Origin of the sequence: Pseudomonas sp. W15Feb34 (genome assembly GCF_023127765.1) — a bacterium.
In the GTDB taxonomy this organism is placed as follows: domain Bacteria; phylum Pseudomonadota; class Gammaproteobacteria; order Pseudomonadales; family Pseudomonadaceae; genus Aquipseudomonas; species Aquipseudomonas synxantha_A.
This window is the reverse complement of sequence record NZ_SPKN01000046.1, coordinates 348,614-362,464: the sequence shown is the minus strand read 5'-3', so window position 1 is coordinate 362,464 and position 13,851 is coordinate 348,614. Positions and strand designations below refer to the sequence as shown.

General features: G+C 59.6%; 11 protein-coding genes and 1 pseudogene. 6 read left to right on the top strand and 6 right to left on the bottom strand.

Annotation, left to right across the window (positions count from 1 at the left end):
- Nucleotides 1–1,718, top strand: a 1,718-nt coding sequence (locus E4O97_RS25075) for an RHS repeat-associated core domain-containing protein (RefSeq protein WP_248162546.1), incomplete at its 5' end; no start/stop codon positions are given.
- A complete protein-coding gene (locus tag E4O97_RS25070) occupies nucleotides 1,718–2,134 on the top strand; it encodes a hypothetical protein (RefSeq protein ID WP_177464480.1) in 417 nt (138 codons plus the stop codon). The genes E4O97_RS25075 and E4O97_RS25070, both read left to right, overlap by 1 nt.
- 155 nt (nucleotides 2,135–2,289) lie before the next feature.
- Here the strand turns inward: E4O97_RS25070 and E4O97_RS25065 are convergent, their stop codons facing one another.
- From E4O97_RS25065 to E4O97_RS25055, 3 genes are all read right to left on the bottom strand, one after another.
- Nucleotides 2,290–3,519: a M20/M25/M40 family metallo-hydrolase gene (locus E4O97_RS25065; protein ID WP_032880746.1), complete on the bottom strand. Its 1,230-nt coding sequence runs from the start codon at nucleotides 3,517–3,519 to the stop codon at nucleotides 2,290–2,292.
- 46 nt (nucleotides 3,520–3,565) lie between these two features.
- Nucleotides 3,566–4,624, bottom strand: coding sequence for a diguanylate cyclase (locus E4O97_RS25060; protein ID WP_078821561.1), 1,059 nt, complete (start codon nucleotides 4,622–4,624; stop codon nucleotides 3,566–3,568).
- An 80-nt stretch (nucleotides 4,625–4,704) separates the two neighbouring features.
- Entirely contained in the window at nucleotides 4,705–5,337 is a 633-nt protein-coding gene (locus E4O97_RS25055; RefSeq protein WP_078821562.1) for a LysE family translocator, read from the bottom strand.
- 172 nt (nucleotides 5,338–5,509) lie between these two features.
- On the opposite strand from E4O97_RS25055, the gene E4O97_RS25050 reads away from it, so the two are divergent.
- Together E4O97_RS25050 and E4O97_RS27580 are read left to right on the top strand one after the other, a co-directional pair.
- Nucleotides 5,510–6,946 (top strand): PLP-dependent aminotransferase family protein, encoded by a 1,437-nt coding sequence (locus E4O97_RS25050; RefSeq protein WP_248132713.1) that lies wholly within the window; start codon nucleotides 5,510–5,512, stop codon nucleotides 6,944–6,946.
- A pseudogene (locus E4O97_RS27580) lies at nucleotides 6,937–7,041 on the top strand (outer membrane lipoprotein carrier protein LolA); the annotation flags it as partial. The gene E4O97_RS25050 and the pseudogene E4O97_RS27580, both read left to right, overlap by 10 nt.
- Before the next feature lie 29 nt (nucleotides 7,042–7,070).
- Here E4O97_RS27580 and E4O97_RS25045 read toward each other — a convergent pair.
- On the bottom strand, nucleotides 7,071–7,541 hold the full coding sequence (locus tag E4O97_RS25045) for an Lrp/AsnC family transcriptional regulator (protein ID WP_005788981.1): 471 nt from the start codon (nucleotides 7,539–7,541) through the stop codon (nucleotides 7,071–7,073).
- 123 nt (nucleotides 7,542–7,664) lie between these two features.
- Between E4O97_RS25045 and E4O97_RS25040 the strand changes: the two genes are divergently transcribed.
- The gene (locus E4O97_RS25040; protein WP_032880742.1) at nucleotides 7,665–8,909 is read left to right on the top strand and encodes a methionine gamma-lyase; all 1,245 of its coding nucleotides are present in this window, start codon (nucleotides 7,665–7,667) and stop codon (nucleotides 8,907–8,909) included.
- Nucleotides 8,910–9,137: 228 nt separating this feature from the next.
- On the top strand, nucleotides 9,138–9,809 hold the full coding sequence (locus E4O97_RS25035) for a helix-turn-helix transcriptional regulator (RefSeq protein ID WP_177327439.1): 672 nt from the start codon (nucleotides 9,138–9,140) through the stop codon (nucleotides 9,807–9,809).
- 131 nt (nucleotides 9,810–9,940) lie between these two features.
- Here E4O97_RS25035 and E4O97_RS25030 read toward each other — a convergent pair whose 3' ends face one another.
- On the bottom strand, nucleotides 9,941–11,899 hold the full coding sequence (locus E4O97_RS25030; protein WP_032880741.1) for a MacB family efflux pump subunit: 1,959 nt from the start codon (nucleotides 11,897–11,899) through the stop codon (nucleotides 9,941–9,943).
- A 3-nt stretch (nucleotides 11,900–11,902) separates the two neighbouring features.
- Nucleotides 11,903–13,054, bottom strand: coding sequence for a macrolide transporter subunit MacA (macA, locus tag E4O97_RS25025; RefSeq protein ID WP_005788987.1), 1,152 nt, complete (start codon nucleotides 13,052–13,054; stop codon nucleotides 11,903–11,905).
- Nucleotides 13,055–13,851: the final 797 nt, after the last annotated feature.

The window sequence follows — 13,851 nt, the reverse complement described above, 5'->3', positions numbered from 1 at the left end:
CCGAACACCAAGGCTGGGGCACCTTGCGCTACGGCTACGACGCCTGCGGCCAGTTGAAAAATCTGCGTCTGCCGGACAACAACCGCGTCACCTTCAACCACGACAAAGGCGGCCACCTCGCTACGGTGGAATTGAATGGTGCGCTGCTGACCTCGCACCTCTTTCGTGCCGGTCGTGAACACCAACGCCAACAAGGTCAACTGCTCAGCCACTATCACTACGACGACCAGAACCGCCTACACGCCCACGCCGTCACACAGCAGGAAAATTACCTTTACCAGCGCCAGTACGACTACGACAAATCCGGCAACCTCGCGCGCCTGCACGACACCCGCAAAGGCCAGCACGACTATCACTACGACCCCCTTGCCCGCCTGACCCGCGCCGATCATTCGCAGGACGTGCAGGAACGCTTCGGCCATAACCCGGCGGGAAACCTGCTCATGCAAGACCGCCCGGGGCCGGACATCGTCGCAGCGAACCGCCTGGTGATTCAGGGTGACCGTCACTACGACTACGACGCCTTCGGCAACCTCATCCGCGAACGACGCGGCAAAGGCCATCAACTCGTCACTGAATACCGCTACGACTGCCAGCACCGGTTAATAAAAATCACAAAACCGAACGGCGAAACCGCTAGTTATCGCTATGACCCGTTTGGGCGACGTGTCAGCAAGACCGTGGAGGGCAAGACCACCGAGTTTTTCTGGCAAGGCGACAAGCTGATTGCCGAGCACCATGCAGAGCGTCATCGCAGCTACCTCTACGAACCCGACAGCTTCCGGCCACTGGCACTGTTGGAAGGTTTCGGCCCAAAAGAGACCAAGGCCTACCACTACCAACTCGACCACCTCGGCACACCGCAAGAACTGACCGACACCGAGGGCGAAATCGTCTGGTCAGCTCACTACCGCGCCTACGGCCAGATCGCCCGGCTCGACGTGGGCAAAATCGACAACCCGCTGCGCTTCCAAGGTCAGTATTTCGATCCGGAAAGCGGCCTGCATTACAACCGCCATCGCTACTACAATCCGGATATTGGACGTTACCTGACGCCGGATCCGGTGAAGCTGGCGGGTGGGATCAACGCGTACCAGTACGTACCGAATCCTACGGGATGGGTGGACCCGCTAGGTCTAAACACATGTCCGGGTAGTAATGGGTGTAAATCAACAGTCGGGACTGAAAGTCCAATAGCAAGGGCACGAGTTGATGAGGGGCAGCCCTCAGTGCCTCAACCAACTGGGGAGCATAGACGGGCTAAAATACAAAAGCTGAGCGAAGCGAACGCAAAGCGCCGTGTACTGGAAATTGAAGAAAAATATGATATGCACACTGTTACCAAACACGGACCTGAAATAACTGATACAGCATTGAAGCAGAGGGCTATTGACGGAACAGATCCAATTACCGGACTGCCCAAGCCAGACGGAAAAGGCAATTTAAGCTCTCAGTTTCATAGTTGGAAAATGCAACTTAACGCCTTGAACAAAGCGCTGACACGTAAATCTTTAGGTCTTGAGCAATTCAATGGTCAAGATCACAATAAAAACCCTACACTGAGGCTGGAATTGCCAGGAGCAGGCCGAGGATATAGACCAAACAAGAAAAATGCTCAAAACCCCCACCTCAACGAAAATATGAACTGGTTTGAAGTAAAGTTTGATAAACAAAATACAACTCGACCTTTTACCGCGTTTCCTGCCGAGAAAAAATAATGTTAAAAGACCCTTTCTTAAATGAGCCGTTTGATCCTAGCCTAATGTGGTTTATTGGGGTTTTTGATATTTATGATCGTGAGCAAGAGCTTGGCACAGAGCTAGAGCAATATGATCCAAACAAAAAAGCTGATAGAGAAGAGCTCATAAAAAAATACGCTTTAAATTTGAGCTATCTTTCGTACCGACACAAATACGTTTTAATTGAGAGCCTAAAGGCCAAATTGAACGACCAAAACTATAACTTTAAGAGCTTATTTGAGATAGGCGAAGATGAAGCCGGATCTTGGCCGAGAGCAGAGTGGTACGAGCTGCATGACCCGAGAGGCTTTTTAAAGGGCATATATATTATCGCTCAGGAGGTCTGGAAAGAAGACCTCCAAAAAGCCAGCCTCGAAGACCCTGCCACATGGTGACCCGAATCTTGACCACACTGAATATCCAATGTGGGAGGGGGCTTGCCCCCGATAGCAGTGGGTCAGCCAAAGCATATGCAAGCTGATCCACCGCCATCGGGAGCAAGCCCCCTCCCACATTTGAATCTCTTCAGTGCTTCAATCCAACGCTCCGATCAGCGCTTGGCCAGCTCCATAATCATCCGGCTCAACAGATAAACCCGCGGCGCCACGCTCTCCACCTCGGCATATTCCTCCGCCGTGTGGATATTGCCCCCCACAATCCCAAACCCATCCAACGTCGGCGTCCCTACCCCGGCCGACAAGCTGGCATCTGCCGCGCCGCCACTGCCTTCGATGGTCAATTTGCGCCCCAGCTCGCCATAAATACCTTGGGCGATCGCCACCAACTTATCCGATTCGGCCGTTTGCGGCATTGGTGGCAAACCACGTTGCAGGCTGGTTTTCACTTCTGTGTCGGGGATCAACTTGTTGGCTGATACCCGCGCCAGATCCTTCTCGATTCGATCGAACTCTTCGGGCACCGCCGCACGTACGTCGGCCTTGGCAGTGGCCTGGTCGGGGATAACGTTAGTGCGGTCACCGGATTTGAGCACGGTGAAGTTGATGGTGGTCTTCTTCTCTTCATCACCGAGCTTGCCCAGTTGCAGGATCTGGTGTGCGGCCTCCATGGCGGCGTTGCGTCCCAGTTCCGGGGCGACGCCGGCGTGGGCGGACTTGCCTTTGACTTCGACCACCGCGGTCGCGCTGCCTTTGCGCCATACCACCAGGCCGTCCGCTGGGCGGCCGGGTTCCAGGTTGAGGGTCACGTCATGGCCCTTGGCGGTTTTACGGATCAGTTCCGAGGCAGCCTCAGAGCCGGTTTCTTCGCTGGCGTCGAGCAGGAAGGTGATCTGTGCGTAGTCCTTGAAGCCCTGGTTTTTCAGGACTTTCAGCGCGTAGATGCCGGCGACGATGCCGCCCTTGTCATCCATCACGCCGGGACCATAGGCACGACCATCCTTGATGTGGAACGGGCGCTCGGCGGCCGAGCCTTCCTTGAAGACAGTGTCCATGTGCGCCATCAGCAGGATCCTGGCCTTGCCGGTGCCTTTGAGGGTGGCAACCACGTGGCTGTTATTGGCCGCCTTGTCCGGTACCAATTCAATGCTGAACCCCAATTGCTTCAACTCATCCACGGCGATGTCACGCACTTGGGTCAGGCCCGGCTCGTAACCTGACCCCGAGTCGATATTTACCAGGCGCTCCAACAGCTTCAGGGCCTGGGCCTTGTACTGCTCGGCATCCGCCTGGATCTGCTTGTGAGGTTCGGCGCTGTAGGCCGGCATGACGAAGGACAACGCCAGGGTGGCGGCCAGCAGGGTACGCGGGAAAGTGAAGAGCATGGAGCGATCCTTTTTTGTTGGAATGGGCTCCCCACACCCTATCTCACTAGACCGACCGCAACCAACCCTCCTGCACGGCGTTCACCCGGTTGCGCCCGCTGCTCTTGGCTTCGTACAACGCCTGGTCGGCATCGTTGAGCCAACCGATGGAGTCAGCGTGGGTCGGCTGGTACGGCGCCAGGCCGATACTCAAGCTGACGCGCAATGCCGGGTCCTGGGCATAGGCCAAGGCGTTGAAGCGATCGCGCAAGGCCTCCATCACTTCGGTGGCGCGATTGAGGGGCATGTCCGGCAGGATCACGCAGAACTCATCGCCGCCATAACGCCCGGCCAGATCGGTGGCGCGCAGGTTCTGGCGCAGCACTTTGCTCAATTGGCGCAGGACGATATCGCCGGTCACGTGGCCGTAGGTGTCGTTGATGGTCTTGAAGTGGTCGATATCAATCAGCGCGATGGCGGCGCCCGCCTGGTTTCGGCGGCAGCGTTGGAACTCGATGTCCAGGTGGTCTTTCCAGGCACCGTGGTTGAGCAGGCCGGACAAGCTGTCGGTGCGGCTCAAGGCCAACAGCTCACGCTTGTGCCGGGCCAGGGTCACGGCCTGGCGGTAGCAGATCCAGCCCAGCACCAGGGGATACAGCATCAGGATCGGCAGGCAGGCATACAACTGGGCCTGGGTGGTCACGGCGATAAAACCAGGCGCAAAAATCAGCAGCGCCGCGCCCAGCCCCAGCGCCTGCGCCGCCCACCCCGCCAGCATAAAGCGCGTGCCACCGATGGCCACGTTGTTCATGGTCATCATCGACAGGGTGGTGACGCTGGGCAGTGGGTTGAAGTGCATCGCGCCGACCCAAAACCCGCCGCAAAAAGAATCGAACAACAGGCTACGGCGCTCACTGCGCAGGGTATGGGCTGCACGCAAAGACAACTGAAAAGCCACATGCGGCCACACAAAAGCGTTGATCAGCATCCAGGCCCACACCCAAAGGGAAGGACTCAGCGGATACATGGCAAACACCACGCAGATGAAGCCGAGGCTCAGCCCCAGAAGACGAGATTTGTACAAGCGCGAAGCAAGCGGAAGTCCCTTTCCTCCTACGGCTGGCATGGTGGGGTGCAATCCTGAGTGAGTGCCTGGAGTCTAACAGGGTAACGTCAAATCGCCACTACTGCTTACACGCTAATCCTTCAGTGTGAAAAGCCACGCGCCAGCATCCATGCAACGCCCAACAGCAGCACTGCGGTGACCCGCTGCAACAACACCCGCCGATTGGGGTTTTCCAGTACATGCTTGATGCGCTGGCCGAAATAGCAATACAGGCACCCGCTGGCAAATTGCAGCAACAGGAAGGTCGCCCCGAGGATGGCGATGTCCGCCGCCGAACTGTGCTCCCCCGCGCCAGCAAACTGCGGGAACACCGCGCTGAACATGATGATGGTCTTGGGGTTGGAAAACCCGGTCAATAGCCCTTTGCCAAACAGGCTGCGCGAGCCTTCCACGGCGCCCGCGCTGTTGATCGACACGCCGCTGTTGGTCCACTGCTTGTAGGCCAGGTAGAGAATATAGGCTACCCCGACAAACTGGATGGTCTGGGTAATGGCAAGGTTGCCCTTGATCAGTTCCGAGAAACCGACGGCAAAAATCAGCATGGAAATCAGGTACGACACACTGGCGCCGATCTGCGCCGGGATCGAACTGCGCAGGCCGTCCTTCAAGCCCAGGCTCAGCAACAGCAGGGTCATGGGGCCGGGGCTGAAGGTCATGGTGGTGCAAAACAGCAGGAAGTAGAGAAACGAAGACAGGGTTAATGCACTTGTCATGGCCGCGGACCTTGAATGGAGAGAAACACGCCTCAAGCGCCCGCCCCAGGGCGGCCTTGGCGGTCTGGTTACGGCGCAGTCTAGGGCAGCGGCATTGCACAAGGCAGGTAAAGTGATGCCTAATCCGGCCTTACTTCACCGGTAAAATCACCGGCAAACATAAGGTCCCGTCATGTTTGTATCCGCCATCGCTTTTGTGGAAGGCACCCCCAAGGTCCAGCAGATCGTCGAGGCGTTCAGCCAGGCCATCGAGAACGGCGAATGGGCGCCGGGCAGCAAGTTGCCGTCGGTACGGGAATTGACCCAGACCCTGGGCGTGAGCAAGTTCACCGTCAATGAGGCGCTGGACCGCCTGCGCGGGCGCCATTTGCTCACCTCCAGCCAGGGCCGTGGCTACTTCGTGGCGATGGACAGCGCCCGGCCGGCAACGGCGACCTGGGTCGACTTGCTGCCCCAGGACCTGCTCAGCATATTGCGTCGCCCGCTGGTCACCGCCAGTGGCGAACTGCGCCCCGGCGGTGGGCACTTGCCGGAGGAGTGGCTCAATGGCGAAGCGATTCGCCAGGCCATGCGCAGCGTGGTGCGTGCGCCAACGCTGCGCATCGCAGGCTTGGGCACGCCAGCCGGGCTGCTGCCGTTGCGCCAGGCGCTGCAACAGAAACTGCACGGTGAAGGTTTGTCGGTGCCCGTGGAACAGATCATCACCACGCCCAACACTGTGCAGGGCCTGGACATGCTTATGCGCCTGCTGGCCCGACCTGGCGACACGGTGTTGCTCGACGCGCCGTGCTACTTCAACTTCCACGCCAACCTGGCGCTGCATGGGGTCAAGGTCGTTACCATTGAGCGCCGCCCCGACGGTTTCGATTTCGCAGCCCTCGAACAGTTGCTGGCCGAACACCGCCCCAGCCTCTACCTGACCACCAGCGTTTTGCATAACCCCACCGGGCATACCTTCAGCCCCAGCCAAGCGTTTCGCCTGCTGCAGCTGACCCAGCAATACCACTGCCATATCGTCGAGGATGATCTGTATGGCGACCTGCACCCCAACCCTCCCCCGCGCCTGGCTGCCGTCGCCGGGCTCGACCAGGTCACCTACTTGTCAGGGTTCTCCAAGATCCTCAGCGCCAACACCCGGGTCAGCTACGTCGTGGCCGCGCCGCAACTGGCTGCCAACCTCACCAATATGAAGTTGATGAGCGGCGGCGTAACCTCCGAACTGTTCGAACAGATCGTCTACCGTATGCTCACCGAAGGCAGTTATGCCAAGCATCGCAAGCGCATGGTGCAACGCCTGATGGAGGCCGGTGGACGCGTCGAACATTGGCTCAAGCGCTGCGGCTGCGAACTGCCGATGGCCTATGAAGGCGGAATGTTTATCTGGGCGCGTCTGCCGAAGGGGGTGAACGGCGAATTGCTGGCCCAGGAAGCGTTGAAACGCAGCATGGTGCTGGCGCCCGGTGGGCTGTTTGGCTACGACCCGGCCCATCGCGACTCGATGCGCTTCAATGTGGCCCACAGTGATGAGCCACGGGTGCAGCGGGTGTTTGAGGCGTTGTTGCATGAAGTGGCGCAGAGCAATGCCCATGCCGGGCGCGAATCCCTGTAGGAGCGGGCTTGCCCGCGAAGGTCGTCAACGATGACGCGGGTTTACAGCCCAAGCGCGGCGCTCTCAGGTTTTTCGCGAGCAAGCTTGCTCCTACAGAAAAGCCAATTGAGGTGTTTTGAGCCGTTCACCCCGGCAACGGAATTACCCGCAACGGCCGCACCGACTTGTACGAAAAGCTCGAATAGATTTCCTTGACGCAGGGCAAGGTCTGCAAGACTTCGCGGGCAAACTCGCCGAACGATTCCAGGTCCTTGGCCACCACTTCCAGCAAAAAATCATAGCGGCCCGACACGTTATGGCACGCCACGATTTCCGGAATCTCCAACAGGCGCTGCTCGAACGCGCGGGCGATTTCCTGGGTGTGGCTGTCCATCATGATGCTGACAAACGCGGTCACCCCATAGCCCAGCGCCTTGGGCGAGAGGATCGCCTGGTAGCCGCTGATCACCCCGCTTTCCTCCAGGGTGCGCACCCGGCGCCAGCAGGGTGAGGTCGTCAAGGCGACCCGCTCGGCCAGTTCGGCCACGGTCAGGCGGGCGTTGCCCTGCAATGCGTTTAAAAGGGCTTTGTCGGTGCGGTCCAGCTTGATGGGCATAACGTGCCTCTAATCATTATTTTTATCGGTGTTTGATTCACAAACGCGGGTTTTTCCAGCAGTTTTTGCAAGGTTCGTCCGTGGTTATGAGCATAGCATTGTAGGAAATAAGGAGCGCCCGACATGACCAATAAACACCACACCTGCGGCTTTTCCACCCGTGCCATTCACCACGGCTATGACCCCAAGGACCACCACGGCGCGCTCGTACCGCCGATTTACCTGTCGGCCACCTTCGCCTTTCCCACGGTTGAATACGGCGCCGCGTGCTTTGCCGGCGAAGCCAGCGGCCACTTCTACACGCGCATTTCCAACCCGACCCTGGCGCTGCTGGAATCACGCATGGCCACCCTGGAAAACGGTGAAGCGGCGGTGGCCTTCAGCTCCGGCATGGGCGCGATTGCCGCGACGTTCTGGACCCTGCTACGCCCGGGCGACGAGGTGATCGTCAGCCAGACCCTGTATGGCTGCACCTTCGCTCTGTTGCACCACGGCATCGGCGAATTCGGCATCAAGGTGCGGCATGTTGACCTGACCGACCTGGCCGCCCTGCAAGCGGCCTTGTCCCCGGCGACCCGCATGATCTACTGCGAAACCCCGGCCAACCCCAACCTGCGCCTGATCGACATCGCCGCCGTGGCCAGGCTTGCCCATCAACAGCCGAATGTCACCCTGGTGGTCGACAACACCTACTGCACGCCCTACCTGCAACGGCCCCTGGAACTGGGCGCCGATGTGGTGGTGCACTCGGCCACCAAATACCTCAGCGGCCATGGCGACATCACCGCAGGCATTGCGGTGAGCAACCAGGCGCTGGCACAGCGCATTCGCCTGCAAGGGCTCAAGGACCTGACCGGCGCGGTGATGTCGCCCCAGGACGCGTCGTTGCTGATGCGCGGCCTCAAGACCCTGGCCCTGCGCATGGACCGCCATTGCAGCAATGCCCAGGCGCTGGCCGAAGCCTTACAGGCGCACCCGGCCGTGGAGAGTGTGATCTACCCCGGGCTGCGGTCCTTCCCACAGTACGAACTGGCGACCCGGCAAATGAAACTGCCCGGCGGCATGATTGCCTTTGAACTCAAGGGCGGGATCGAGACGGGGCGGCGCTTTATGAACGCACTGCAACTGTTCACCCGTGCGGTCAGCCTGGGGGATGCCGAATCGTTGGCGCAACATCCGGCGAGCATGACCCACTCCACCTATACCCCCGAGCAACTTGCGCAGCACGGTATCAGCGAGGGCCTGGTGCGTTTGTCGGTGGGGCTTGAAGACGTCGCCGACCTGTTGGCGGATGTGCATCAGGCCCTGGCCAAGTGCGGCCGCAACACGGTGCGTCAGGCCGCGACAGCGCCCTCTGCTGTGAGATAGCGCCTACACGTAAAGTGTTTTTTATCCTGGCGGTGGTCGGACGGATCCGACTACCGTTATGCGTTTTTAATCTGAATTTTATCGATTGGATCCCCCTGCCTTTGCCAGCCTGTACTAGCATGGTGGCGGCGGGAAGGATTATCCGTGCAGGTTATTCATAGCGGTTACCTTGTTGACTCCCGCCGCTATAACGCCCAATACCTGTACCCGAAACTCATGGACGAATTGATGAACTCACACCTGTTCCCACATATAGGCAAGGTCATCGCCAGCACCGGCAGCCGCCATTTCCCACGTATGCTGCATGACCTCATCCTCACCCAACTGGCCGTGGACGCCACCCATATCACCCAGCTGCAGGTCAACAGCGAAGGCCACAGCCGCCGCAAGATCAGCCCGGTCTACACCGACTCGGTGGCAACCCTGGGGGCCGAGCAACCCGCCGCACAATTGCACCTCACCCGACACAAGGACGATGTGCGCTACGTGCTGTCGGTGTACCGCTCGCACCCCTCGCAGAGTTTTTCTGCCCAAGAGCGCAGCATGTTGCAGGACTTCTCCACGCTGTTGCTGCCCATGGTGGAAAAACACATCACCGCGATTCAGCCTGGCCGTCAGGACAGCCCACCGGCGGTGCCACAGCACCAGGGCATCGAAACCCTGCGCCGACGCATCCAGGAGCGCCTGGTGCAATCGGGGCTGACCCTGTCCAACCGTGAACTGCAAGTGTGCGTGGGCCTGCTGGCCGGGCGCACCGCACCGGAGCTGGCCGAACAACTGGCATTGAAGGTCAACACCATCGAAAGCTACCTCAAGCGCGCGGCGATCAAGCTGGGGATCAGTGGGCGGCATTCGTTGTTGCGGTGGATGTACTCGACCCAAGACAGCACCCGTTTCTAGGCGCACGCAGATCAAACTGTGGGAGGGGGCTTGCTCCCGATAGCGGTGTATCAGCCATTACATCTTTGACTGAAAAATTGCTATCGGGAGCAAGCCCCCTCCCACATGGGGTCCTCATTGGCAGATAGGGATCAGTCCCTTGCCAATGCCTCTATCGGGTCCAACCGCGCCGCATTTCGCGCCGGCACAAAACCGAACACAATGCCGATCAGTGTCGAGCAGGCAAACGCGGTAATGATCGAGCCCACCGAAAACACCATTTCCCACTCCTTCACAAACAGCGAAAACAGATAACCGATGGCGTAGGACAACGAGATCCCGATGATCCCGCCGATCAAACACACCATCACCGCCTCCACCAGAAACTGCTGGCGAATATCCGACTGGCGCGCCCCCACCGCCATGCGGATACCAATCTCGCGGGTGCGCTCGGTGACCGACACCAGCATGATATTCATCACGCCAATGCCTCCCACCAGCAATGAAATCACCGCAATCAACGACAACAGCAGCGCCAGGGAACGGCTGGTTTTTTGCACCGTCTGCATGATGCTGTCGAGGTTGTTGGTGAAGAAGTCCTTGGTGCCGTGACGTTGCAGCATCAGCTTGTTGACGTTGTCTTCCACCACCTTGCTCGGCTGGCCGTCTTTGATGCGCACGGTGATGCTGTCCAGATGACGCTGGCCCAACAGGCGCCCCGCCGCCGTCTCATACGGCACCCACACGTTCAGCGCCTTGCTGGCGGCGAACATGTTCTTGTTGTCCGCCGTCACGCCGATCACCGTACACGGCAGGTTGCCCACCAGGATCACCTGGCCCAGCGGGTCGATGTTCGGCCCGAACAGCCGCTGGCGGGTGTTGTGGTCGATCACCACCACCTGGGCCTGGCGTCGCGCATCGCTTTCACTGAAGGCAATGCCGGCTTCCAGCTTGAGGCCCTTGACCTTGAAGTAGCGATCACTGACGCCGTTGACCTGGGCATCCACATCGATGTTGCCAAAGCGCAGCAACAGGTTGCGGCCCACCACCGGCGTGGCGCTGTCGACGTAATACAGCTGGTTCAGCGCGTCCACATCCGAGGGCATCAGCGTCTGGATCGCCGAGGCGCGACTGTCACCAAAGCTGGTGCCGGAAAAGATATCGATGGTGTTGCTGCCGATCGCCTGGATGTCCTTGAGCACATAGCGCTTGGCGCCTTCGCCGATGGCCGAGATCGACACCACCGAGGTGATCCCGATCACAATGCCGAGCATGGTCAGCAAGGTGCGCATGCGGTGCGAAATCAGCGCCACCCAGGCCATGTTGAAGGCTTCCTTGAATAGCCCCAGGCTCGCCACCAGGCGCCGCGCTCCGCTGCGCCTGGGCTCGATCGGCGCTTCGCTGGGCAGCTCCAGGTCAACGCTGTCATTGACCTTGTCGCTGACGATCTCACCGTCACACACCTCGACAATGCGCTGGGCATTCGCGGCGACCTTGGGGTCGTGGGTGACGATGATCACCGTGTGCCCGGCCGCGTGCAGCTCTGCGAGGATACGCATCACTTCCTTGCCGCTGTGGGTGTCGAGGGCGCCGGTGGGTTCGTCGGCGAGGATCACTTCGCCGCCGTTCATCAGGGCCCGCGCGATACTCACGCGCTGTTGTTGCCCGCCGGACAGCTGGCTGGGCCGGTGGGAGATATGACTCGCCAGGCCCAACCGCTGGAGCAACTCCCGCGCACGACTGTGACGCTGGCTTTCAGGAGTACCGGCATAAATCGCTGGCATTTCCACGTTGTGCAAGGCGCTCAGGTGAGCAAGCAAATGGTAGCGCTGGAAGATAAAGCCGAAGTAATCACGGCGCAGCTCAGCCAGTTGCTCATCGCCCAGGGAGCGGGTTTCGATGCCATTGATCTTGTAGCTGCCGGCGGTGGCGTAATCCAGGCCGCCAAGGATATTCATCAGGGTCGATTTGCCCGAGCCCGAGGCGCCGATGATCGCCAGCATTTCCCCGGCATGAATCGTCAGGTCGATGCCTTTGAGCGCGATGAATTCACGCTCGCCGGCCATAAAACTACGGGTGATGCCCTTGAGTTCCAACAGAGGCTGAGTCATGGATCAGCTCCCTGCCACGGCGGGTGTGGCGTCGCCGATTACCACCTTGTCGCCCTCGGCCAGGCCATCCAGAATCTGCACTTTGACGTTGTTATTGATGCCGGTCCTGACGTTGCGCTCTACCGCTTTGCCCTTGGCATCCAGCACCCGCACCGGGTAACTGCCGTCGGCATTGCGTGCTCCCAGCGCCGCCACCGGCACCATCAACGCGGCCTCGGCGGTGTCGAGCACAATGCGCACCTGTGCGGTCATGGCGATGCGCAGGCGGTGGTCAGGGTTGGGCACGTCGAACAGCGCGTTATAGAACACCGCGGTGTTCTGCTTGGGGGTGCCGGCGGTCTGGGTTTCGAGGAAGTTCTGCGGGGCTGGTTCAGTGCCGCGCAGTTTGGCGTAATAGCGTTTGTCCGCCTCGCCGAGGATGGTGAAGTACACCTGCTGGCCGGGGCTGATATGAATCACATCCGCTTCCGAGACCTGGGCCTTGACGGTCATGGTGTCCAAGTCCGCCAGCTTGAGCAGTACCGGTGCGAGCTGGCTGGCGATCACGGTCTGGCCTTCCTGGGTGACGATGCCCACTACGTCGCCGTCGATGGGCGCGTTGATGCGAGTGTAGGCCAGGTTGACCTTGGCGGTGTCGATCTGGATGTGTGCGCTTTTGATCTGTGCGTCCAGGGACAGCAGGTTGGCCTGCTGCACCTGGAAGCTTGATTCGGCGTCTTCGAAATCCTGGCGTGACACCGATTCGTCGGCCTGCAGACCCTTGTAGCGTTCATAGACAGACTTGGCCTGCTTGAGCTGCGCGGCGGTTGCGCGGCGTTGGGCCTGGAGGTTTTCTTCGTCGACCTGGGCTTTGCGCAGGGTGTTCTGCAGGATCAGCGGGTCGATTTCGGCTAGCCACTGGCCCTTTTTTACCTTGTCGCCGACTTTGACTTTCAACGATTTGAGCTGGCCGGAGACTTGGGCGCCGACGTCGACCTGCTTGATGCCTTCGAGCAGGCCGGTGGCCAATACTGCGTTTTCGATATCGCCGCGTTCGGTGGTGGCGGTGAGGTATTGGGGGGCGTCGGCGGGGGCCTTTACGGTGTAGATGATCAGGCCGATGGCGACGGCCAATGCTGCCAGGAGGCCGATTTTGCGGAATTTAGACGTTTGCATGGTTGGCTTCTTGATTGAGTACAGATCCGTTGGCCGGGTAGACGCGGCATCGGGTTGCAAAAGCAGAGTGAGGTTTCATTGACTTGCACAGCTTAAAAATGTGGGAGGGGGCTTGCTCCCGATGGCGGCCTGACAGCCGACCAGGATGTTGGATCAGAACGAGTACATATCCGTTATTTAGGTAACGGCCACTATTGGTTCCGCTCTTACAGCGGCTCACTTTTGAAAAGCGCAAAAGTAAGTAAAACGCTCTTGCCCCACCACTCGGCACCTCGCTCAGGCTCGGTGTGCCCGTAATCCGCCATGGATTTGGGGGGGGCGCCGCCACGCGCCATCCATGGCGCGGGGCGGCTAAACCGGCATCCCTGCCGGTTTACCCCCCAAATCCCTGTCGAATTCCGGCCAGCGTGGTTTAACGGGGCGCCTAAGATCAAAAACAGATCAAGATCAAGATCAAGGGCGGCTCGCTTCGCATCGTGGTTACCGGGGGCAAGCGCCCTCCCACATTTCTTGCGGTACTCGGCCTCACAAACCGGTCGGCTATAAGGCCGCCGCGCTGTGCTTTTGATCTGGCATCGCCCCGTTAAACCACGCTGGCCGAACGCGGACTTTGGAGCGTGGGTAACCCGGCAGGACGCCGGGTTAGCCGCGCTGGGCCATGGATGGCCCATCGCGGCGGCCCACGCTCCAAAGTTCGCGTTCGGGCACACCGAGCCTAGGCGAGGTGCCGAGTGGTGGGGCGAAGGCCTTTTGGTTACTTTTGGGCCTTTCCAAAAGTGAGCCGCTGTAAGAGCGGA